Origin of the sequence: Nocardia implantans, assembly GCF_035544775.1 — a bacterium.
Classification (GTDB): domain Bacteria; phylum Actinomycetota; class Actinomycetes; order Mycobacteriales; family Mycobacteriaceae; genus Nocardia; species Nocardia implantans.
In genome coordinates, this window is record NZ_JAYKYQ010000012.1 from 118,465 (window position 1) to 140,743 (window position 22,279).

Below are 22,279 nucleotides of genomic sequence, written 5' to 3' on the forward strand. Positions count from 1 at the left end.
GTCCGAACAACCAGATCAGGGTACACCTGGGTCCGGGCGCTCGCGCGGTTCGCGATAAGCTGTTCGCCGACACGAAACCTGTTGCCGCAACGGACATTTCGGACATGTAACCGTTCGCGCCGAGCGGGCGTGACGCGACTGTGAGGACCCGGTTGCGCGTGGGCGGGCCGCCGAACTCCCTGCCGCCGAGAGCGATCGGAGCCGGCTCGGGCCGTTTGGGTCGAAAGTGATTGCGAAGGCTCGCATTCGGTGTACCCACCGAGCGGCGTCGCCTATCCCATGCCTTCTCGAAGACGTACTGGTTGCTCGTCATCTCCGGGCGGTTTCGCGTCGGCGTGAACTGCTGGCGCTCGATGACCGATCGGTAGCGGACCGTCCGTGCTGTGATCGGTTTCACATAGCTGATGTGGGTGGCATCGGCCTGCTCGTACGGGCCCGTCGTCCCCGCCGAACCTGTCGGTGGGTGGGCCTACGCTGGTGAGCATGGCATTCGCAACCGAGATTCCGGCGGAGGGCTTCGAGGACCGGGCCGCCGAGCAGCCGCTCGCGCACTCGGAGTTCCGCCCGGTCGGCGAGATCGAGCGCGTCGGCGGTCGGTTCGAGGTGGTCAGCGAGCACAAGCCCGCGGGCGACCAGCCCGCCGCGATCGCCGAGCTGGAGCGCAGGATCAAAGCGGGGGAGCGCGACGTGGTGCTGCTCGGCGCCACCGGTACGGGCAAGTCGGCCACCACGGCCTGGCTGATCGAGCGGTTGCAGCGGCCGACGCTGGTGATGGCGCCGAACAAGACGCTCGCCGCCCAGCTGGCCAACGAACTGCGCGAGATGCTGCCGAACAACGCCGTCGAGTACTTCGTCTCCTACTACGACTACTACCAACCCGAGGCGTACATCGCGCAGACCGACACCTATATCGAGAAGGACAGCTCGATCAACGACGACGTCGAGCGGTTGCGCCATTCGGCGACCTCGAGCCTGCTGTCCCGGCGCGACGTGGTGGTGGTCGCGTCGGTGTCGTGCATCTACGGCCTCGGCACGCCGCAGTCGTACCTCGATCGGTCGGTGCAGCTGCAGGTCGGCACCGAGATAGATCGGGACGCGCTGCTGCGGCTGCTGGTCGACGTGCAATACACCCGCAACGACATGGCGTTCACCCGCGGTTCGTTCCGGGTGCGCGGCGACACCGTGGAGATCATCCCGTCCTACGAGGAACTCGCCGTCCGCATCGAGTTCTTCGGCGACGAGATCGAGGCGCTGTACTACCTGCACCCGCTCACCGGCGACGTGGTCCGCCAAGTGGACATGCTGCGCATCTTCCCCGCCACTCACTACGTGGCGGGTCCGGAGCGGCTGGAGCGCGCGGTGCGCGACATCGAGGCCGAGCTGGAGGAGCGGCTCGCCGAGCTGGAGCGCCAGGGCAAGTTGCTCGAGGCGCAACGGCTGCGCATGCGCACCCAGTACGACCTGGAGATGATCCGTCAGGTCGGGTTCTGCTCCGGCATCGAGAACTACTCGCGCCACATCGACGGCCGCCCGCCCGGTTCGGCGCCCGCGACGCTGCTGGACTACTTCCCGGAGGACTTCCTGCTCGTCATCGACGAGTCGCACAACACCGTGCCGCAGATCGGCGGCATGTACGAGGGCGACATGTCGCGCAAGCGCAACCTGGTGGAATACGGCTTCCGGTTGCCGTCCGCGGTGGACAACCGGCCGCTGACCTGGGAGGAATTCGCCGACCGGATCGGGCAGACGGTGTACCTGTCGGCCACCCCGGGTCCGTACGAACTCGGGCAGACCGGCGGCGAGGTGGTCGAGCAGGTCATCCGGCCGACCGGCTTGGTCGACCCGAAGGTCGTGGTGAAGCCGACGAAGGGGCAGATCGACGATCTGATCCACGAGATCAGGCAGCGCACCGAGCGCGACGAGCGGGTGCTGGTCACCACGCTGACGAAGAAGATGGCCGAGGACCTCACCGACTACCTGCTCGGGCTCGGCGTCCGGGTGCGCTACCTGCACTCAGAGATCGACACATTGCGCCGCGTCGAGCTGCTGCGGCAGCTGCGGCTCGGCGAATACGACGTTCTGGTGGGCATCAACCTGCTGCGTGAGGGTCTCGACCTGCCCGAAGTCTCGCTGGTGGCGATCCTGGACGCGGACAAGGAAGGCTTCCTCCGCAGCACCACCGCGCTGATCCAGACGATCGGCCGCGCGGCGCGCAACGTCTCCGGCGAAGTGCACATGTACGCGGACAAGATCACCGACTCGATGCAGTTCGCCATCGACGAGACCGAGCGCCGCCGCGCGAAGCAGATCGCCTACAACGAGGAAATGGGCATCGATCCCAAGCCGCTGCGCAAGAAGATCGCCGACATCCTCGATCAGGTGTACCGCGAGGCCGACGAGACCGAGGTGGAGGTCGGCGGCTCCGGTCGCAACGCCAGCCGCGGCAGGCGCGCGCAAGGCGAGCCGGGACGGGCGGTGAGCGCGGGTGTGTACGAGGGCCGCGACGTCAAGTCGATGCCGCGCGCCGAACTCGCCGATCTGGTCAAAGAACTCACCGCGCAGATGATGAACGCGGCGCGGGAATTGCAGTTCGAGCTCGCCGGTCGGTTGCGCGACGAGATCGCGGATCTGAAGAAGGAACTGCGCGGCATGGACGCCGCCGGGTTGAGTTGACCCGGCGCGCGGCGCCACCGCCTCCGCGGGCCGTTGCTCGAACGGCCGCGGAGGCAGCCGGGCCGTCAGGCTTGGGTGGCCAGCCATTCGTTCACCCGGCGCTCGGCCTCTTCGCGCGAGACGTCCTCCACCTTGGTGAGCACCGCCCAGCGGTGACCGAAGGGATCGATGACCACGCCGAACCGGTCGCCGGTCACGAAAGTCTGCGGCTGTTCGACCTTGCGGGCGCCGTGCTCGACCGCGCGCCGCACCACCGCGTCGACGTCGGGGCAGTAGTGCACGATCGAGGTGTGCACCCACTCGCCGTTCGGCGCCAGCACGCCGTTGTCCGGGATGGGCATCCCCAACTGCAGGGTGGAGTCGCCGATCTTCAGTTCGGCGTGCGCGGGCTGGCCGTCGGGCAGGTCGTTGCGAGTGATCACCTCGGCCTCGAAAACGGCGGTGTAGAAATCGATGGCTTTGTTGCCGTCGCCGACCGCGAGGAAACAGGTGATCGAGTGGTAGCCGTCGGCGATGGGATTCACTGTGTTCGTCATGGCCACCACTTTCGCCGGTTCATGCCGCTGGGTCTTGTAAGAAAGCGACACCGTGCCCAGTAGCGCCGAACCATCCGCCGAGCCGCCGCAGGCCCGCAATCCGCCCGCGCCCGCGGACACGAAGGGCATCCTGCACCCGGACGAGCAGGCGCGGCATCGCTGGCTAGTCCGCTTACCGCCGGGCCCCGCGGTCGACCGCTACGTCGAGTGGTACTGGGCGGTGGGCTGGGATCTGCGCGGCAGGCCGCCGTACCGGGCGGAGGTCCTGTCCTATCCGAGTGTGAACGTCACCTTCGAGCGATCCGAGACGCGCACCGGCGGCTTCGTCAACGGCGTGACCACCACGAAATTCATCCGCGAACTCAGCGGCCTCGGCGAGACGTTCGGCATCCGCTTCCGCGCGGGCGGGTTCGGCGCGTTCACCGGCCTGGATGTCGGCTCGTTCCGCGATCGCGCCGTACCCGTCGCCGAGGTGCTGCCCGGCGCGGAAAGCTTGACCGAACGGGTGCTGGACGCGCCGACCGTCGAGGAGCGGCGCCGCGTCGTCGAGGAGTACCTCGCGGATCGTCCCGCGGTCGAGGACCCGACCTATCGGCTGGTGCTGCGCGTCATCGACGCGATGGCCGCCGACCAGGAACTCACCAGGGTCGACCAGATCGCCGAGCGGTTCGACGTGCCCGCCCGCACGCTGCAGCGCATGTTCCGCCGCTACGTCGGAGCCGGGCCGAAATGGGTGCTGCGGCGTTATCGGTTGCAGGACGGCGCCGATCTGCTCGCGAAAGGCCGCACCGAGGATCTCGCCGCGCTGGCCGCGGAACTGGGCTATTTCGACCAAGCCCACTTCTCCCGTGAGTTCACCGCGGAAGTGGGTATGGCACCCCTGGAATACGCCAAGAATTCGCTACGTCTCCGGAACGAGGTCACCGCCAAGGTCATCCCGACGCGGGCGTAGTTGCCGGACAGCCGACAAGGAGCTGGACATGGACGTCGTGGTGTTGATCGGACGGGTGTTGTTCGCGCTGCTGTTCCTGACTTCCGCGCTGGGGCATTTCACCCAGACCGCGGCGATGGCGGGGTATGCGCAGAGCAAAGGCGTCCCGATGGCGAAGGCCGCCGTGTTCGGATCGGGTGTGCTGTTTCTTTTGGGCGGCCTGAGCGTGCTGCTGGGCATCTGGGCCGACCTCGGTTCGCTGCTGCTGGTCGTCGCGCTGTTGCCGACCGCGCTCGTGATGCACCGGTTCTGGCAGGAGTCCGACCCGCAGACCAGGCAGGGCGAGATGATCCATTTCAACAAGGACGTCGCCCTTGCGGGCGCCTCGCTGATGCTGTTCGCGTTCTTCGCGCACGTCGACGAACTCGGATTGACCATCACCGGGCCGCTTTTCGACCTCTAGTCCGCACCTCGCGAGCTGATATTGCGCGGCCCTTTTCACCGCGGGAAGAAGAAGCCGGCGACATCGTCGGAGGGATTCTCGGCATATTCTGGGCAAACGATCGGCAGTGGCCTCGGCCGGACGGTGGGCCGGGCCCGATCGTGGCGTTCCCGCCGTGCGATTCCCGCCCCGGGCAGGGCGATCCGCGTGTGACGGACCTGGCGCTGTGATGAATATCCCAGGGCGGCAAAGCGGTTGAATGCCGTTGTGGCACATCACAGGTTTAGTTCTCCGGAATTGCGTATGCCCTGGTTGGTCCGGCCCTTTCCGGCATTCCTCGGCGAATCCGCCGCGGGAATGGTCGCAGGCCCCGAGTGTGATGTCTTGCGATTTCTGAAATTTCCACACCGATTGCCGCTATGGTCGAGCGCAGTCGCCGCGCCGACGCCCGGCCGAACCCGGACCGACCCGCCCGCGGCACCCGACCTACCGCATAGTTGGAGGAGAGCATGACCGCCTACCGGACCATTGTCGTCGGTACCGATGGCTCGGACTCGTCGTATGTCGCCGTCGAGAAGGCAGGGGCCCTTGCCGGTGTGTCCGGCGCGACCCTGGTCGTGGCCTGCGCGTACTACCCGACCGACGACCGCGACGTCGCCGCCGCGGCCGACGTACTCAAGGAGGAGGCCTACCAGGTACGCGGTTCCGCGCCGACCAACGAGATCCTGCGCATCGCCAGGGACAAGGCGATCGCGGCAGGCGCGGCCGACATCGTCGAGCGCGCCATCGTGGGCGAGCCGGTGGAATCGCTGCTGTCGCTGGTCAAGGAGGTCGACGCCGACCTGCTGGTCGTCGGTAACCGGGGCCTGAACACCCTGGCCGGACGTCTGCTCGGCTCGGTGCCCTCCGATGTGGCGCGCAAGTCGCGCTCCGACGTGCTGATCGTGCACACCGTGCGCTGACCCCGCCTCGGCCGAAAGGCTCCGTGCCGCATCGCGAATCGCGCTGTCGCACGGAGCCTTCGTCGTTCGATGCCTCCGCTTCTCAGCGCAGCCGGGAGAGCACGCCCGGCAGATCCGCGCTGTGCACGACGCCGAGCCGCTGGGTGGCGCGGGTCAGCGCGACGTACAGATCGTTGAGTCCGCGTGGCGATTCGTCGAGGATGCCCTGCGGTTCCACCAGGTACACCGCGTCGAACTCCAAGCCCTTCACCTCGTGCACGGTCAGCACCCGCACCGATTCCCCGGCGAGGTCGGCCAGCTGGGCCACCAGCGCCTGCGGCGCGATCACCGCTGTGGTGCCCGGTCCGGTCTCGGCGGCGACCAGCCGGGCGACCTCCGCGTGCACGGCGCCGGGCTCGACCCGGTGCGCGCGCGGCGCGACGCCGGTCTCGCGGACCGAGCGCGGCGCGGTCGCCGCCGGATCGATGGCGGCGAGGACGTCGGCGGCGATGTCCATGATCTCCGCGGGGGTGCGGTAGTTGACGGTGAGCTCGGTCAGCTTCCACCGGGCGGCGACATAGGGCTCCAGCATCCGCTGCCACGACGACGTGCCCGCCGGGTCGCCGGTCTGCGCCACGTCGCCGACCACGGTGACCCATCGGTTCGGGATGCGCCGCATCACCATCCGCCAGGCCATCTCCGACAGTTCCTGCGCCTCGTCCACGATCACGTGGCCGTAGGTCCAGGTGCGATCGCCCGCGGCGCGCTCCGCGGTGGTCTGGCGGGCGCGGAAGTCCTGGCGTTCGGCCAGCTGGCTGGCGTCGATCAGGTCGTAGGCCATCAGGATCTCGGGATCGAGGTCGTCCTCCAGATCCTGGGGCGCGGAGCCGGTGAGGATGTCGAGGGCGTCCTGCGCCTCGGCGATCTGGGCGCGCCAGCGGCGCCGGGCGCGTTCGCGTTCCTCGGTGTCGTCAACGCCGAGCAGTTCGGCCAGCTCGTCCAGCAGTGGCGCGTCCGCCGGACTGAACCGGCCGTCGTCCGGCCGGAGCAGTTCGGCGCGGTCGGCCGGGTCGAGCGAACTCGCGGCCCGGTCCAGCCGTTTCGGGTCGGCGAGCAGGTCGGCCAAGACCTCCTGCGGGGACAGGATCGGCCACAGTTTCGCGATCGCGGCCTGGATCTGCGGGTCGGCGCGCATCTCGTCGCGGATCTCGGTCAAATCGGCCGAACTGAGCAGACTCGGCCCGCCGGAGAGGTCGGCGCCCATGGTCGCGGCGAGCTGATCGGTCAGCGCATCGATCACCGAGGCGGCGAAGATCGGGCGGGCCAGATTGTGCGGGCGGCGCGAGGAGCGCGCGCGGCCGCGGGCCTTGGTGGCGATCTTGCGATCCAACGTCACCGGATACCCGTCGAAGCTCAACCGGATCGGTTCGGCGGGCACCTCCTGACGGTCGCGCACTGCCTGCTTGAGCACCTCGAGGATGGTCAGCGCCCCCTTGATCTCACCCGCGCGCAGCGAGTCCTCGCGGGAGGCCCGCACACCGGGATAGAGATCGCCGATGGTGGACAGCAGCACGCCGGTCTCGCCGAGTGACGGCAGCACCTGCCCGATGTAGTCGAGGAAGGTGGCGTTCGGACCGATGATCAGCACGCCGCTCTTGGCCAGCTGCTGCCGGTAGGTGTAGAGCAGATACGCCGCGCGGTGCAGCGCCACGGCGGTCTTGCCGGTGCCTGGCCCGCCCTGCACCACGAGCACGCTCTTGTGCTCGGAGCGGATGATCGCGTCCTGCTCGTGCTGGATGGTCTCGACGATGTCGTTCATGTGGCCGGTGCGCGCGGCGTTGAGCGCGGACAGCAGCGCGCTCTCGCTGCCGACACCGCCGTCGGCGTCGGTGACGCCCGCCCGGCGCGCGGCGTCGAGATCGAGATACTCGTCGTTGATCGCGGTGACCTTGCGGTTGCGCGAGCGGATGTGCCTGCGCCGGGTCACCCCGTCCGGCGCGGCGGTGGTGGCCAGGTAGAACGGCCGCGCCAGCGGGGCCCGCCAGTCCAGCAGCAGGCTCTCGTAGTCGTCCTTCTCGTCGAGGATGCCGAGCCTGCCGATGTAGCGGTACTCGTCCTGCTCCCCGTCGAGGTCGATGCGTCCGAAACACAGTCCGTGCTCCGCGGCGTCGTACTTCGCCAGGTCCTCGGAGTAGAGCTGGGTGAACGACTCGCGTTCGCTGCGGGCCTGCGGGGTGCCGCCGGTTTCCAGCAGCACGGTGCGCAGCCGGTTGCGCGCGTAGTCGCGCATCTCGTCGAGCCGCTCGTACAGTACCGACAGGTAGGCCTGCTCCTGCTCGGTTTCGCGGGTCCGCTCGGGGGCGCCGCCGCCTGCGGCACGGTCCTGAGTGAGGTCGGGCAAACTGAACTCCTTGTCACCGCGAACAGGCGCGAGCACGCCGCCGGGACCGGGCGGGTGCACGCATGGAAAGCAGAGTTGTCGAGTCTACTGGGGTTGCGACGGGCTCGCCGTAACCGCAGGTGAGGCCCCCGGCTCCGGGGTGGGGACTCGGTCGGCGGGCGGGGTGAGCTGCACCGGTGCGAAGTGCTCGACCACCGGGAACGGGTCGTAGAAGTGGTGCAGCAGGTCCTTCCAGCGCTGATATTCCGGCGAGCCGCGGAATCCGACGACGTGATCGTCGAGCTTCTCCCATTCCACGCGCAGCAGATAGCGGCCAGGCGACTCGACACCGCGCGCCAGCGACAGCGATCGGAAGCCGGGCATGCCCGCGATGAGCGGCCGCGCCGCGGCGAAGGCGGCTTCGAAATCGGCGGCGAGTTCGGGGCGAACCGGCAGCAGTACGTGCTCGATGATCACGGCGGGCTCAGGACGCGTGGGTGCTGTTGGGCCTGCGGCCCTTGGTGACGGTGCCTTCCCGCCGCCCCGGCGGCTTCGCCCGGTACATCGCCAGGTCTGCGTCGTGCAGCACCGCTTCCGGGCTGCGCCGATCGCCCACCTCGAGTTCGGTGACGCCGATCGAGGCGTTCACCTCGATCCGGTGCCCGCGCGCGATGATCGGCTCGGCCATGGTGGAGCGTAGTCGGTTCATCAGCGCCTCGATGTCGACGCGGCGGGTGCGGCCGGACAGCAGGACCAGGAACTCGTCGCCGCCGAGCCTGCCGACGATGTCGTCGCCGCGCAACGCGCGCTGCAAGCGCTGGGCGACGATCTGCAGCACGGTGTCGCCGATGGCGTGCCCGAGCGTGTCGTTGATCGCCTTGAACCCGTCCAGGTCGATGAACAGCACGGTGGACACCGGCAGCAGTTCCTCGGTGCTGGCCAGCGCGGCGGCCAGCTGGGACAGGATCAGCGAGCGATTGGCCAGGCCGGTGAGCGAGTCGTGCGTGGCCTGATATTCCAATTGTCTTCTGCTGGCGCGGAATTCGGTGATGTCGGCGAACGAGGACACCGCCGACGAGCGCGGGTCGCCCGGATTCAGCAGGCGGCTGCTGCCCGACAGCCAGCGCCGCTGGCCGTCCACCCGGTCGACGCCGAAGACATAGCCGGTGATGGTCTCGCCCGTGGCCAGCGTGCGCGCCACCGGATGGCGGCTCGGCGGCAGCGGCTGGGCGTTCGCGTCCAGCAGCACCAGCGGCAGCGACTGGATCGTGCGCCCGATGACCATGCCGTCGGGTCCCTCGGTGCCGAAGATGCGCTTGGCCGCCGGGTTCATCGACTCGATCCGGCCCTCCGGATCGATCACCACGACGCCCTCCTCCAGTTGGGACACCACCGTGGTGAAGTAGTGCTCGGCCCTGCGCTGCGCGGCCTCGGCGTGGCGCTGGGCGGTGAGGTCGTGGATGACCACCTGATAGGCGAGGTGGTCGTGCCAGGCGGTCAGCACCGACACCGTCTCCACCGGGACGGTGCCGCCGTCCACCCGCATCAAGGTCATCTCGGTCGGCACCGAGGCCGCGCCTGCGGTGGTGAGGGTGCTGATGCGGTCGAGCATCGCGGGCACGGAGGCGGGATGGACGAAGTCGGTCAGCGGACGGCCGATGATCTCCTCGGCGTCCTCCGCGGCGAGCATCCGGACGGTGGCCGGGTTGACGTAGACCACCCGGCCGCGCTCGTGCACGCAGATCCCGTCCGGAGTGTGCTCGACCAGAGAGCGGTAGCGCGCGGCCAGCTGTTCGGCGGCGTCGACCGCGGCGGCCAGCTTGTCGTCACCCACTCGAACCCCCGATCATCGACCCCATTATGGCCATTGGAACACGGGATTATTCTGGTATCGACGTGGACAAGATCACATCCTCCACGCTATTGCTTCGATCACAGTACTGGCACGTTCTCGGGCCGGATCCGGCGATCATGGCAGAAACCGGTTTCTGCGTCGAGGCGGGGCAGACGGTCCCGCCCGGCCGGTGAGCCGGTGAAGGAGAGCGATACATGCCGGGGCCCGACCCGAACACCGCCACGCGGTTCCGCGCCGATCCGCGGCGGTCCCCAGATCACATGACCATCGCCGGGATCGGCGCGATCACCGGCTACGGATGGGGACGTGAACGACTGTGGGACGGCTTGCTCAGCGGCAAGTCGGCGGCGGCGCTGCAACCCGGCTACGGTCCCGGCCGCGACGAGGACGCGTGGGTCGCGCTGGTTCCCGACGGCGGGGACGCCGAGTTGAGCGCGAGCCGGTACGGCCGGGCCGTGCACGAGGCGGCGCGAGAAGCGGTCGCCGACGCCCGCGAGCGGGGCTGGCGACCCGGCCGCACCGTCGGCCTGCTGCACGCCATCGTGCTCGGCGACGTGGCGGACTGGCGCGACTTCTATCTCGTCGACGGGGGTCGCCGCCGGTCGAGGGACTACCTGCGGTTGTTGCCGTCCACGCCGGTCTCGATGCTGATGCAGGAATTCGGCTTCCACGGCCCGGCGATGAACATCTCCGCCGCCTGCAGCTCCGCCAATGTCGCGCTCGTCACGGCGAAACTCTGGCTGGACGCGGGCATGGCCGACGACGTGCTCTTCGTGGCGACCGACCTGTCCGCGACGCCGGACATGCTGGACAGTTTCGTGCGGCTCGGCGCCGCGGTCGCCGACGCCGAACCGCTGGACGCCTGCAGGCCCTTCCAGGAGGGCAGCCGCGGGTTCAGCATGGGCGAGGCCTCGGTGGCGTTCGTGCTGACCCGTTCGGCGGATCGGCCCTATGCCGCGGTGCTCGGCGGCGCCATGTCCAACGACGCCTATCACGTGGTGTCGGTCGACCCGACGCACGAGCAGATCATCGATTGCGCTCGCCGCGCGCTCGCCGCCGCGCAGGTCACCGCCGCGGACGTGCGCTATTTCAACGCGCACGGCACCGGAACCCGCCAGTGCGACGTGGCCGAACACCATCTGCTCGAGCACGTGTTCGACGACCGCCCGCACATCTACGCGCTGAAGCCGCTGGCGGGCCACTGCCAGGGCGCGGCGGCCGCCGTCGAGATCGCGGCCGCCGCGCTGGGCTACGAGCGTGGCATCGTGCCCGCGGCCCCGATCGTCGCGCCCGCGCATCCGCGGTTGCTGGACGGCCCCGCGCCGTTCGAGGGCGGCATCACCGTGAAGCTGTCCCTCGGCATGGGCGGCAACAATTCCGCGGTGGTGCTCGCCGCCGCGTGATCGTGGCCGCGATGCCTTCGCGTTCGGTCCCGGCCGCGTCCGAATCCGGCGTGTTTCCAGTGTTTTTCGCGCGATGGGGACTTTCGGCCCTGTTCGCGGCAGCGCCCCGGTGCTGGCATGGGAGGGGACGAATCGATCTGGAAGGCGGGGCAATGCAGATGGTTTCATCGGGGCTGCGATTCGCGTCGGACGAGTGGACGACGGCCGCGGGACCGGAGGTGGCGGTCACGACGCGAGGGGAAGTGTCCGCCATGGACGTCACGCGGGCGGTGCGCGCCGTCACCCGGGTCCTGCGCAGGCATCATCTGGACGCGCCCGCCCGGGTGCGGCTCGGCGCGCCGCCCGATCCGGAGGCGCCGATGGTGGTGCAGGTCGACGTCCACCACCTGGAGTCGGTCACCCGCGTGCAGGTCACCGGGCCGCGCGGGTTCGCGGTGACCTTCGCCGCCGAGCGGCTCGACCGCCGATTGGCCCGCCTGGCCGCGGGCGAGACTCGGAGCTGGCCCGATCCGGCCCGCCCTCCGCTCGCGCGCGCCGGCGAGCCGCGTCCGATCGTTCGCCGCAAGCGGTGCGTCCTGTCCGCGTGCACGCCCGCCGAGGCGGTCGCGGTGCTGGACGCCATGGATTACGACGCTCACCTGTTCACCGACGCCGAGACCGGTGAGGACGCGGTGGTGCACTGGGCGGAGACGGGCGTGCGGCTCATCCGCCAGCGGGCGACCTGTCCGCCGATCCGGTCGCCGGAACGGGCGCGCGGCAATCCGCCGATCGTGATCGACGCGGATTCCGCGGCCTGCCTGGCCCCGGGTGATGCCGCGCACATCCTGTGCCGCAGGGGATTGCCGTTCCTGTTCTGTACCGATCCCGGCAGCGGGCGCGGTGCGCTGCTGTACCGGCGCCACGACGGCGACCTGGCGATCGTGGTGCCCGCCTGACCGTCAGGCCAGCGGTGCCGACCAGTGCACCCTGGTGCCGCCGCTCGCGGCCCGCTCCACCGTGCAGCGGCCGTCGGACATGCTCGCGCGCTGCGCGAGGTTGGCCAGGCCGCTCGGTGTCACCTGCGCGGGCAGCCCCGCGCCGTTGTCCTCGACGAGCACGGTCAGCTCGTCGCCGACGGTGATCTCGACGGCGAGCCGGTTCCCGCCGGAATGACGCACCGCGTTGCTGACCGATTCGCGCACCACGGCTTCGGCGTGGTCGGCCAGCGCCGCGCCGACCACCGACAGCGGTCCGGAGAACCGCACGCTGGTCCGGAACGCGCCGTCGGCGGTCTGCTGGCGGATCGCGTCCTCGAGCCGTCTGCGCAGCGGGTCGCCGCCGTGCAGGTCGAAGATCGACGTGCGGATCTCGTGCACGACCTCATGCAGACCGTCCATCTCCGCCGAAAGCCGTTGCCGCACTTCGGGATCTGTGGTGCGCGCCGCGGTGGCCCGCAACCCGAGCCCCACCGCGAACAGCCGCTGCACGACATGGTCGTGCAGGTCGCGCGCGATGCGGTCGCGGTCGGCGAGCACGTCGAGTTCGCGCATCCTGCGCTGGGTCTCGGCCAGTTGCATGGCCAGCGCCGCCTGATCGGTGAACGCGGCGGTCAGTTCCACCAGTTCGCCGGGGTACGGGGCAGACGCGGGCGGCCGCACCAGGATCAGCACGCCGAGGGCCAGATCCGCGGTCCGCAGCGGAAGCACGAGCGCGGGCCCCGCCGCGCCGACCGCGGCGCCGAGATCGACCGCTCCGGCGTCGGGCACCGGCACCGGAGCGTGCCGGGTGAACGCCGTGCCGGTGGCGGTACCGGCGATACGCACCCGCCGCGGCCCCGGTCCAGGACCGAACCAATGCGCCACGACGAGTTCGGTGGCCTCATCGGGCGGGGTCGCCGACGGCACCACGGCCAGCAGCGCCTGCTGCGAACCGGTCAGCGCGCGGGCGCGGGCCACCACCTGCGCGAGCACCAGGTCCGGCGCCGTGCCCGCGAGGAACTCCGTCGCGATGTCGCGCGTCGCCTCGATCCACGCCTGCCTGGTCCGCGCGGCTTCGTACAGCCTGGCGTTCTCGATGGCGATGCCTGCCGCGGCGGCCATGGCGAGCACGATGGCCTCGTCGTCCTCGGTGAACGGCTGTCCTCCCGTCTTCTCGGTGAGGTAGAGATTGCCGAAGATCTCCTCGCCGACCCGCACCGGGACGCCGAGGAAACTGCCCATCGGCGGATGGCCGGCGGGAAAGCCGACGGCCGCCGGATGTTCCGACAGATCGTCCAGCCGGATCGGGTGCGGGTGCGCGAGCAGCAACCCGAGGACGCCGTGTCCTTCGGGGGAGCGCCCGATGTGGGCGGGCATCGCGTCGTCGACGCCCTGGAAGAGGAATTCGACCAGCCGGTCGTCGTGTCCGCGGACGCCGAGCGCGCCGTAGCGGGCGGCGACCAGGTGGGTGGCGGTCCGCAGCAGGGCGCGCAGGGTGTCGAGCACCGTTGCCGGGAGGTGCGAGGCGAGGGGCGTCATAGGAGAGTGGGGGAGGCCGGTGGGTGGCGCACAGCGGGCTCAGTGTAGACGCGGGCCGGTGCGCGCGTGGCCCACTTGCGCCGAGCGGTCGCCCGGCCGGCGGTGGCGTTCCGGTGTGCTGTGCTGTGACGGCGGAGATCAGGGGAATGCCGGTTGACGTCGTGCTGTTGACCAGTGGTGCCGGGAGGGCGATGCTACGGAGGCGTCCTGGCCTGTTTCCCGGCTCATCCGTAACGTCCTGCCGCCGGGGTTCCCGTCATTCGTCCAGGTGACGGGCGGTCCGCGAAACTTGTCGGTGCCCATGCCTAGCATGGCGGCCGGGGGTATGTCTGGACGTCGAACACGAAGGAGAAGGGACGGCCTGTGGCGGAACGCCTCACTGTGCGCGGAGCTCGGGAGCACAACCTGAAGGGGGTCGATCTCGACCTGCCCCGCGACAGCCTCATCGTGTTCACCGGCCTGTCCGGCTCCGGCAAGTCCAGCCTGGCCTTCGACACGATCTTCGCGGAGGGGCAGCGGCGCTACGTCGAGTCGCTGTCGGCGTACGCGCGGCAGTTCCTCGGTCAGATGGACAAGCCCGACGTCGACTTCATCGAGGGCTTGTCGCCCGCGGTGTCCATCGACCAGAAATCGACCAACCGCAATCCGCGCTCGACCGTCGGCACCATCACCGAGGTCTACGACTATCTGCGGCTGCTCTACGCGCGAGCGGGCACGCCGCACTGCCCGGTCTGCGGCGAACTCATCGCCAAGCAGACGCCGCAGCAGATCGTCGATCAGGTGCTGGCCATGGAGGAGGGCATCCGCTTCCAGGTGCTCGCGCCGGTGGTGCGCACCCGCAAGGGCGAGTTCGTCGACCTTTTCGACCAGCTCAACACCCAGGGCTACTCCCGCGTGCGGGTGGACGGCGTGGTGTATCCGCTCACCGATCCGCCGAAGCTGAAGAAGCAGGAGAAGCACGACGTCGAGGTCGTCGTCGACCGGCTGGCGGTCAAGCCGAGTTCCAAGCAGCGCCTGACCGATTCGATCGAGACCGCGCTGCGGCTGGCCGACGGCATCGTTGTGCTCGACTTCGTCGATCGCGACGAGCACGCGCACGACCGGGAGCGCCGCTTCTCCGAGCGCCTGGCCTGCCCGAACGGCCACCCGCTCGACATCGAGGATCTGGAACCGCGCTCGTTCTCGTTCAACTCGCCCTACGGCGCCTGCCCCGACTGCACCGGCCTCGGCATCCGCAAGGAGGTCGACCCGGAGCTGGTGGTGCCCGACCCGGCGCTGAGCCTGAACGACGGCGCCATCGCGCCGTGGTCGCGCGGCCAGACCGCCGAGTACTTCACCAGGCTGCTGTCCGGCCTCGCCGATGCCATCGGCTTCTCCATGGACACCCCGTGGCAGGATCTGCCGCTCAAGGCGCGCAAGGCCGTGCTGGAGGGCAGCGCCGACCAGGTGCACGTCTCCTACACCAACCGCTACGGCCGTAAGCGCTCGTACTACGCGGACTTCGAGGGCGTGATGCCGTTCCTGCAGCGGCGCATGGAGAACACCGAGTCCGAGCAGATGAAAGAGCACTACGACGGGTACATGCGCGACATTCCGTGCCCGGTGTGCAACGGCGCCCGGCTGCGCCCGGAGATCCTCGCCGTCACCATCGCCGCGAATGGCGACAAGAAGTCCATCGCCGACGTCAGCGACCTGTCCATCGGCGAGTGCTCGGCGTTCCTGAACTCGCTCACCCTGGGCGAGCGCGAGGCGGCGATCGCCGGGCAGGTGCTGAAGGAGGTGCAGGCGCGGCTGGGCTTCCTGCTCGACGTCGGCCTGGAGTACCTCACGCTGTCGCGCGCGGCCGCCACCCTCTCCGGCGGTGAGGCGCAGCGCATCCGGCTCGCAACCCAGATCGGATCCGGCCTGGTCGGCGTGCTCTACGTGCTCGACGAGCCGTCCATCGGCCTGCACCAGCGGGACAATCGCAGGCTCATCGAAACCCTCACCCGGCTGCGCAACCTGGGCAACACGCTCATCGTGGTCGAGCACGACGAGGACACCATCCGCGCCTCGGACTGGGTGGTCGACATCGGCCCGTTCGCCGGCGAGCACGGCGGCACGGTGGTGCACAGCGGGCCCTACGAAGAATTGCTCACCGATCCGAACTCGCTCACCGGGGCGTATCTGTCGGGCCGCGAGCGCATCGAGGTGCCGCTGGTGCGCCGCCCGGTCACCAAGAAACGGCAGCTCACCGTCGTCGGAGCCAGCGAGCACAACCTCAAGGGCATCGACGTCGCCTTCCCGCTCGGGGTGCTCACCTCGGTGACCGGCGTCTCCGGGTCCGGCAAGTCGACCCTGGTCAACGACATCCTGGCGACGGTGCTGGCGAACCGGCTCAACGGCGCGCGGCAGGTGCCGGGCAGGCACACCCGGGTCAACGGGCTCGACCATCTGGACAAATTGGTGCAGGTGGACCAATCGCCGATCGGCCGCACGCCGCGGTCGAACCCGGCCACCTACACCGGCGTGTTCGACAAGATCCGCACGCTGTTCGCGGCCACCACCGAGGCGAAGGTGCGCGGGTACCAGCCGGGCCGGTTCTCGTTCAACGTCAAGGGCGGTCGCTGTGAGGCCTGCTCCGGCGACGGCACGCTGAAGATCGAGATGAACTTCCTGCCGGACGTCTACGTGCCCTGCGAGGTGTGCCACGGCGCCCGCTACAACCGCGAAACCCTCGAGGTGCACTACAAGGGCAAGACCATCGCCGAGGTGCTGGACATGTCCATCGAGGAGGCGGCCGAGTTCTTCGAACCGGTCACCTCGATCCACCGCTACCTCAAGACCCTGGTGGACGTCGGGCTCGGTTACGTGCGCCTCGGTCAGAGCGCTCCCACCCTGTCCGGTGGCGAGGCCCAGCGGGTGAAGCTCGCCGCCGAGCTGCAGAAGCGGTCCACCGGCCGCACGGTCTACATCCTCGACGAACCGACCACCGGTCTGCACTTCGAGGACATTCGCAAGCTGCTCAACGTCATCAACGGCTTGGTGGACAAGGGCAACACCGTGATCGTCATCGAGCACAACCTGGACGTCATCAAGACCTCCGACTGGGTGATCGACATGGGGCCCGAGGGCGGCTCCGGCGGCGGTACCGTGGTGGCGGAGGGCACGCCGGAGGAGGTCGCGGCCGTCGCGCACAGCTACACCGGCCAGTTCCTCAAGGAAGTGCTCGACCAGCCGCCCGCGCCGCAGAGTCCCGCGAAGAAGGCTCCGGCGAAGAAAGCCGCGGCCAAGGCCGCAAAGCGGCCGGCGAAGAAGGCCGCGGCGGTCGGCTGATCCTTTTCGTCCGAAGCGGCGTGGTCCCAAGGACCGCGCCGCTTCGTGCTCAGCGGTTGGCGATGGTGTGGATCAGTTCGGCCAGTTCCTTCGGCTTGGACCACATCGGCCAGTGCCCGGTCGGCAGGTCGACGTACTCCGCGTCGATGCGGGCCAGTTCGGCGAAGATGGGGGCTTCACCGTTGTCGCGCAGCTTCTTGACCAGATCGGCGGTCATGCTGCTGCAGATCACGGTGGCCGGGACCGAAAGGCGCGCGTCCGAATCGCTCAACCGCAGCGGGGCCGCCGCGACGGACGCGGGCTCCGGCACGGCCCGCTCCCGGAATCGTGCCAAGGCCGCCTCGTCCAGGCCCGCCAAGCTGTTGCCCGCTGCCTCCAGTTCCGGCCATTGCGGCAGGGTCCACTCGCGCGCGGCCACGTCGAGGGCCGAGTTGATGACGAAGCCGTTGGGCAGCGGCGCGCTGTCGACGTAGATCGCCCGGCGGAACAGCTCGGGCGCGCGGTCGATGGCCAGATAGGCGGGCGCCGCGCCGCCGGAGTGCGCGACGAGCACCACCGTCTCGCCCGGCGGCACGGCGTCGATGACGGCTTGCGCCTGCGTCTCCAGAGTGGCCGACAACCGGTCCGGATCGGTTTCGTCGAGACCGGGCAGCGTGAGCGCCACCACCTCGTTGCCGCGCCGCCGCAGATCGGGTGCGACCTCGTCCCACGCCCACGCACCGAGCCAGAATCCGGGAGCGAGAAGAATCCGAGTAGCCATGGGCTCACTGTGCCCTACCCGTTGGGAAATTTCCTAAACTTCGCTGTCTCCAAAGGTGTTTCGCTCACAATTCCGGACGCGCTTCGGAATTTTCTGAAGCGCTGGTCGCGTGGGTCGCCGCGAGCTGCCCGAGCGAGCCGCTCAGCAGTCCGGCGCGGCGCGCTGTTCCGCGTGCCACGGCCGACCGCGTGCGGCGGCGAATCAGTAGACCGGACCGGTGTACTTCTCGCCCGGTCCCTTGCCCGGCTCGTCGGGATGCGCGGAGGACTCACGGAAGGCGCGTTGCAGCGACTGCAAGCCCTCGCGGATCGGTCCGGCGTGCGGACCCAGGTACTCCACCGAGGCGGTCACGAGTCCGGCCAGTGCGGTGATCACCCGGCGCGCCTCGTCCAGATCGCGGCGCGGGCTGGTGTCGGGGTCCTCGTCGGCGAGCCCGAGTTTCTCCGCCGCCGAACTCATCAGCATCACGGCGGCGCGGCTGATCACCTCGACCGCGGGGATGTCGGCCAGTTCGCGTACGGAGGCGTCGAGCTCGTCAGTCATGCCTTCAGGCTAGCGACGCCGCCCGGAGCATCCGGAGGTGGCCGATCTCCGCGATGTTCTTCGTCAGCTCCGTGTTCACCCAGCCCGCCAGATGGGCGATGGTCAACCCGGCGTCAGCGGGCCACGGATAGGCGGAGGGCCGGTCCAGATCGGCCTCGTCGAGCCCGTCGAGGACCCGCTCCCATTCGATGTGCAGCTCCCGCAGGCAGGCGACGGCCGCGGAGCCGTCACCGGGCCAGTGCACGTCCTCTCGTGCGGGCGGGGTGACGCCCTCGACGTGGTCGATGGCCGTGCCCCACCACCAGCCGATGTGCCAGGTCAGCCACCCGATCGTCGGTACAGGGATCGGGTGGGGATCAACGTCGGCCCAGTCCGGCCGCCATACGCCGTCGGCGTCTGGGCGTACCGTCCAGGTGGGCTGGGCGGGTTCCCAGAGGAAATCCTCCGGTGTGAGCGTGTCGAGGTGGATCCCGGCGAGTGACCAGGTCAGGTCGAACTGCCATCGCAGCAGGTCGCGGCGTGGTGTGAGCACCGGGGGAGCGTGGCACGCCGAAGATGACCGGGCAAGGGATTTTCGACCCGATTCGGCGATAGCCGAACGGAATGTTAGACTCTCCGCTGACGACCGCCCCGGGCTTGCCCCGGGGCTGATAAGTGGAGCCCGACTCCCACCGTTGCCGACGAGTCATCGTACGGCCCAACGGTCCGGTCGCCCGCCCGTGAGGGCGGGTTTCTCGTGCCGGGGTTCTCATCGAGAACCTTTCGCGCGAGAGTCGACGCGAGTTCGCTCGTGGTCGGAGACCGGTCGACATCGGGCCCCGTCGCGGAATACCGCACCGGGGCCTTCGTGTTGAACAGGGGTTGCAGTTATTGCGCGCGGTCGTCTGACGACACCGCTTGACCTAGGAGGCCCCATCAGCACTGAGACCCGCATCAACGATCGCATCCGTGTTCCCGAGGTCCGGCTCATCGGACCTGGAGGTGAGCAGGTTGGGATCGTGCGTGTTGAAGATGCACTACGCGTCGCCCTCGAAGCCGACCTCGATCTGGTCGAGGTGGCACCGGATGCCCGTCCGCCGGTCTGCAAGATCATGGACTACGGCAAGTTCAAGTACGAGACGGCGCAGAAGGCGCGCGAGTCTCGGAAGAACCAGCAGCAGACGGTGATCAAGGAGCAGAAGCTCCGCCCGAAGATCGACGACCACGACTACGAGACCAAGAAGCGCAACGTCGTGCGCTTCCTCGAGGCCGGGTCCAAGGTCAAGGTGACGATCATGTTCCGGGGACGCGAGCAGTCCCGCCCCGAACTCGGTTTCCGGCTGCTGCAGCGGCTGGCGTCCGACGTCGCCGACCTCGGTTTCGTGGAAACCTCGGCCAAGCAGGACGGTCGCAACATGACCATGGTCCTCGCCCCCCACAAGGGCGCGAAGACCCGGGTGAAGGCGCAGCAGGAGTCGGCCCCGCGCCCGGCCCCCAGCGCCGCCCCGGCCGGTCAGCCCGTCGCGGAGCAGGCCGAGACGGCCGGCCCGCAGTAACACCGATCAGAACACCGGCGGTCCGCCCCGACCGCCGGGACGACAGATATGAGGAATCCATGCCGAAGATGAAGACGCACAGCGGCGCCTCGAAGCGATTCAAGGTGTCCGGTAAAGGCAAGCTGCTGCGCCAGCAGGCGAACCGTCGCCACCTGTTCGAGCACAAGCCCTCCCGCCGCACTCGTCGTCTGGACGGCGTGGAGGTCGTCGCCGCCGCCGACGTCCGTCGCGTGAAGAAGCTGCTCGGTCTCTGATCGCGCCTTCGCGCAGACCGGCACGCACCCGCGACCGGAGCATCTCCGTCGCCACCCCCGACCCATTTCCGGGCGCCGCCCCGCGCCCCCAGATCGAACAGGACTGACCAGTGGCACGCGTCAAAAGGGCCGTCAACGCTCAGAAGAAGCGCCGTTCCATCCTCGAGGCCTCCAAGGGCTACCGCGGCCAGCGTTCGCGGCTGTACCGCAAGGCCAAGGAGCAGCAGCTGCACTCGCTCACCTACGCCTACCGGGACCGCCGGGCGCGCAAGGGTGACTTCCGCAAGCTGTGGATCGCGCGCATCAACGCCGCCGCGCGGATCAACGACATCACCTACAACCGCTTCATCCAGGGCCTGAAGGCCGCCGGTGTGGAGGTGGACCGCAAGATCCTCGCCGAGCTCGCGGTATCGGACGCCGAGGCGTTCGCCGGTCTCGTCGCGGTCGCCAAGGCCGCCCTGCCGCAGGATGTCAACGCGCCGGCCGCCTGAGTCGCGTTCGTTGACGACCGAAAGACTTCCGGAACGACCCGTGGAAGCGCTCAGTGAGCGCAATCCGCGGGTCGTTTCCGCTGTCAAGCTCCAGCGCGGAGCGCAGCGCCGGAAGGCGGGACGATTCCTCGCCGAAGGGGCCAACGCCGTCGCCGCGGCCTTGGAGACCGCGCGCGTCCACGAGCTGTTCTATTCGCAGGCGGCCGCCGAACGCGATCACGCGCTGATCGCGGGGGCCGCCGCGGCGGGGGTGCGCACCACGCTGGTCAGTGATCGGGCGGCGCAGCATCTCGCCGAGACGGTCACGGCGCCGGGCTTGGTGGCGGTCTGCGATCTGCTCGACGTGCCACTGACCCGGATTCTCGACGCCGGACCCCGAATGCTCGCCGTTCCGGTGGAGATGGCCGAGCCGGGGAACGCGGGCACGGTCATCCGGGTCGCCGACGCCGTCGGGGCCGACGGTGTGGTGCTGGCGGGCGACACGGTCGACCCGCACAACGGCAAGTGCGTGCGAGCCAGCGCGGGCAGCATCTTCCACGTGCCGATCGCCCGGCACCGCGATGTCGCCGAGACGCTGGATTCGATCGCCGCGGCGGGCATCACGATCCTGGCGACCGCGGCGAACGGCGAAGTCGACCTCGACGACGCCGACGAACTGTTCACCCGACCGGTGGCCTGGCTGTTCGGCAACGAGGCGCACGGCCTGGACCCGGCCGTCGCGCGCCGCGCCGACCACCGCATCCGCATCCCCATCCGCGGCCGCGCCGAAAGCCTGAATCTCGCGACGGCGGCCGCGATCTGCCTCTACGCCAACTCGCGGGTGCGGTATTGATTTGCCGCGCCTTCGGCGCGGCGTGTTCGCGGCCCCGTTGTGGCTCGCGTTCGAGCGGCCGCCGCTTGCTCCTTCGTCGCGTACGCGGCGGCCGCTCGAACGCGAGCCGGGCCGCGAACGGAACAGGCTCGGTCTAGCTTAGGACGAAAACGGGGGTTGTGGTGGGCTGGGCGCGTCGGTTTTGGGGCTCGGCTTCTGTTGTGCGGTTCGTCGAGGCCGGGCGCGGGCGGCCAGGTATCACGGTCTCGCTATCGGGCCGTGTCGCGCCGCGGAGTAGCCGGGGGTCGTCAATCGCCCTCGGTGGCGAGGTCCGCGAGGATTTCCGTTGCCCATGTCGCGGGCACCGCGTCCGGGCCCGCCACTTGCATCGCGCTCATCACGGTGAGCAGCATTCCGGTGGCGAGGAAGCGGCGCGTCTCGGTTTCCGGCGCTCCGGTCAGGTCGCGGATGAGGCGGTAGATATCGCCGAAACGAGACCTGACCTGGTCGCCGATCTCCGGGTCCGCGCTGGCCGCGAAGCCGTGCAGCAGCAGTTGGAGCAGTTCGCGTTCGGCGAGGAACACCGAATAGCCGTTGGCGAGGGCGGCGAGGGCTTCCTCCGGCGGCGCGTCGGGAGCCGCCTCGGCGCGCGCGGCACGGAAGATCTCCTCGATCCGGTCGCACACGCGATGCAACGCGGCGCGGAACAGGTTCTGCTTGGTGCCGAAAAGCCGGATCACGTAGGGCTGTGACACGCCCGATCGGCGGGCGATCTCGTCGGTGCGGGTGGCGGCGTAACCGGCTTCGGCGAACGCGGAGACCGCCGCGCCCAGCACCTGCTCGCCCCGCTCGGCGGCCGTCATCCTGTTCGTTGTCGCCATGGTGCTCCGTTTTCGCTGGTCCACGCTTGCCTT

At 69.4% G+C, this 22,279-nt stretch carries 19 protein-coding genes and 1 pseudogene; 11 read left to right on the forward strand and 9 right to left on the reverse strand.

The features are described from left to right. The first annotated feature begins 483 nt into the window (after positions 1–483). Positions 484–2,673, forward strand: coding sequence for an excinuclease ABC subunit UvrB (uvrB, locus tag U3653_RS26455; protein ID WP_323124486.1), 2,190 nt, complete (start codon positions 484–486; stop codon positions 2,671–2,673). Positions 2,674–2,738: 65 nt separating this feature from the next. Here uvrB and U3653_RS26460 read toward each other — a convergent pair whose 3' ends face one another. Then, a complete protein-coding gene (locus tag U3653_RS26460; RefSeq protein WP_195082769.1) occupies positions 2,739–3,209 on the reverse strand; it encodes a VOC family protein in 471 nt (156 codons plus the stop codon). 52 nt (positions 3,210–3,261) lie between these two features. Between U3653_RS26460 and U3653_RS26465 the strand changes: the two genes are divergently transcribed. The 3 genes from U3653_RS26465 (at position 3,262) to U3653_RS26475 (ending at position 5,544) form a co-directional block, all read left to right on the forward strand. Continuing rightward, positions 3,262–4,161, forward strand: coding sequence for a DUF6597 domain-containing transcriptional factor (locus U3653_RS26465; protein WP_195082770.1), 900 nt, complete (start codon positions 3,262–3,264; stop codon positions 4,159–4,161). Positions 4,162–4,189: 28 nt separating this feature from the next. Further along, positions 4,190–4,603 carry a DoxX family protein gene (locus U3653_RS26470; protein ID WP_195082771.1) on the forward strand — a complete coding sequence of 138 codons (414 nt, stop codon included), beginning with the start codon at positions 4,190–4,192 and terminating at the stop codon, positions 4,601–4,603. Between the two features lie 488 nt (positions 4,604–5,091). Continuing rightward, positions 5,092–5,544: a universal stress protein gene (locus tag U3653_RS26475; RefSeq protein WP_067808321.1), complete on the forward strand. Its 453-nt coding sequence runs from the start codon at positions 5,092–5,094 to the stop codon at positions 5,542–5,544. Between the two features lie 82 nt (positions 5,545–5,626). On the opposite strand, the gene U3653_RS26480 is transcribed toward U3653_RS26475, so the two are convergent. The 3 genes and pseudogenes from U3653_RS26480 to U3653_RS26490 form a co-directional block, all read right to left on the reverse strand. Next, positions 5,627–7,924 (reverse strand): HelD family protein, encoded by a 2,298-nt coding sequence (locus U3653_RS26480; protein ID WP_195082772.1) that lies wholly within the window; start codon positions 7,922–7,924, stop codon positions 5,627–5,629. A 171-nt stretch (positions 7,925–8,095) separates the two neighbouring features. Further along, positions 8,096–8,380 (reverse strand): annotated as a pseudogene (locus tag U3653_RS26485) (antibiotic biosynthesis monooxygenase family protein); the annotation flags it as partial. 7 nt (positions 8,381–8,387) lie between these two features. Then, positions 8,388–9,737 (reverse strand): diguanylate cyclase domain-containing protein, encoded by a 1,350-nt coding sequence (locus U3653_RS26490; RefSeq protein WP_195082774.1) that lies wholly within the window; start codon positions 9,735–9,737, stop codon positions 8,388–8,390. A gap of 281 nt (positions 9,738–10,018) precedes the next feature. Here U3653_RS26490 and U3653_RS26495 point away from each other — a divergent pair, with 281 nt between their 5' ends. Then, on the forward strand, positions 10,019–11,161 hold the full coding sequence (locus tag U3653_RS26495; protein ID WP_195082844.1) for a beta-ketoacyl synthase N-terminal-like domain-containing protein: 1,143 nt from the start codon (positions 10,019–10,021) through the stop codon (positions 11,159–11,161). A gap of 152 nt (positions 11,162–11,313) precedes the next feature. Beyond that, entirely contained in the window at positions 11,314–12,096 is a 783-nt protein-coding gene (locus tag U3653_RS26500) for a sigma 54 modulation/S30EA ribosomal C-terminal domain-containing protein (RefSeq protein WP_323124485.1), read from the forward strand. A gap of 3 nt (positions 12,097–12,099) precedes the next feature. Here the strand turns inward: U3653_RS26500 and U3653_RS26505 are convergent, their stop codons facing one another. Further along, a complete protein-coding gene (locus tag U3653_RS26505) occupies positions 12,100–13,656 on the reverse strand; it encodes a sensor histidine kinase (protein ID WP_195082775.1) in 1,557 nt (518 codons plus the stop codon). 363 nt (positions 13,657–14,019) lie between these two features. Between U3653_RS26505 and uvrA the strand changes: the two genes are divergently transcribed. Further along, positions 14,020–16,971: an excinuclease ABC subunit UvrA gene (gene uvrA / locus U3653_RS26510; RefSeq protein WP_195082776.1), complete on the forward strand. Its 2,952-nt coding sequence runs from the start codon at positions 14,020–14,022 to the stop codon at positions 16,969–16,971. Positions 16,972–17,020: 49 nt separating this feature from the next. Here uvrA and U3653_RS26515 read toward each other — a convergent pair whose 3' ends face one another. The 3 genes from U3653_RS26515 to U3653_RS26525 form a co-directional block, all read right to left on the reverse strand. After that, the gene (locus U3653_RS26515) at positions 17,021–17,731 is read right to left on the reverse strand and encodes an alpha/beta fold hydrolase (RefSeq protein WP_195082777.1); all 711 of its coding nucleotides are present in this window, start codon (positions 17,729–17,731) and stop codon (positions 17,021–17,023) included. Positions 17,732–17,932: 201 nt separating this feature from the next. Next, positions 17,933–18,274 carry a DUF1844 domain-containing protein gene (locus U3653_RS26520; RefSeq protein WP_039797319.1) on the reverse strand — a complete coding sequence of 114 codons (342 nt, stop codon included), beginning with the start codon at positions 18,272–18,274 and terminating at the stop codon, positions 17,933–17,935. Between the two features lie 4 nt (positions 18,275–18,278). Then, complete coding sequence (locus tag U3653_RS26525) at positions 18,279–18,806, reverse strand: DinB family protein (protein ID WP_195082778.1); 528 nt, start codon at positions 18,804–18,806, stop codon at positions 18,279–18,281. Positions 18,807–19,143: 337 nt separating this feature from the next. On the opposite strand from U3653_RS26525, the gene infC reads away from it, so the two are divergent. The 4 genes from infC (at position 19,144) to U3653_RS26545 (ending at position 21,386) form a co-directional block, all read left to right on the forward strand. After that, on the forward strand, positions 19,144–19,809 hold the full coding sequence (infC, locus tag U3653_RS26530; protein WP_397071319.1) for a translation initiation factor IF-3: 666 nt from the start codon (positions 19,144–19,146) through the stop codon (positions 19,807–19,809). 59 nt (positions 19,810–19,868) lie between these two features. Continuing rightward, entirely contained in the window at positions 19,869–20,063 is a 195-nt protein-coding gene (gene rpmI, locus U3653_RS26535) for a 50S ribosomal protein L35 (RefSeq protein WP_063022449.1), read from the forward strand. A gap of 110 nt (positions 20,064–20,173) precedes the next feature. After that, on the forward strand, positions 20,174–20,554 hold the full coding sequence (gene rplT, locus U3653_RS26540; RefSeq protein ID WP_039797323.1) for a 50S ribosomal protein L20: 381 nt from the start codon (positions 20,174–20,176) through the stop codon (positions 20,552–20,554). Positions 20,555–20,594: 40 nt separating this feature from the next. Further along, positions 20,595–21,386: a TrmH family RNA methyltransferase gene (locus U3653_RS26545; protein WP_195082779.1), complete on the forward strand. Its 792-nt coding sequence runs from the start codon at positions 20,595–20,597 to the stop codon at positions 21,384–21,386. Positions 21,387–21,673: 287 nt separating this feature from the next. Here the strand turns inward: U3653_RS26545 and U3653_RS26550 are convergent, their stop codons facing one another. Further along, a complete protein-coding gene (locus U3653_RS26550; RefSeq protein WP_323124484.1) occupies positions 21,674–22,246 on the reverse strand; it encodes a TetR/AcrR family transcriptional regulator in 573 nt (190 codons plus the stop codon). Between the last annotated feature and the right edge of the window lie 33 nt (positions 22,247–22,279).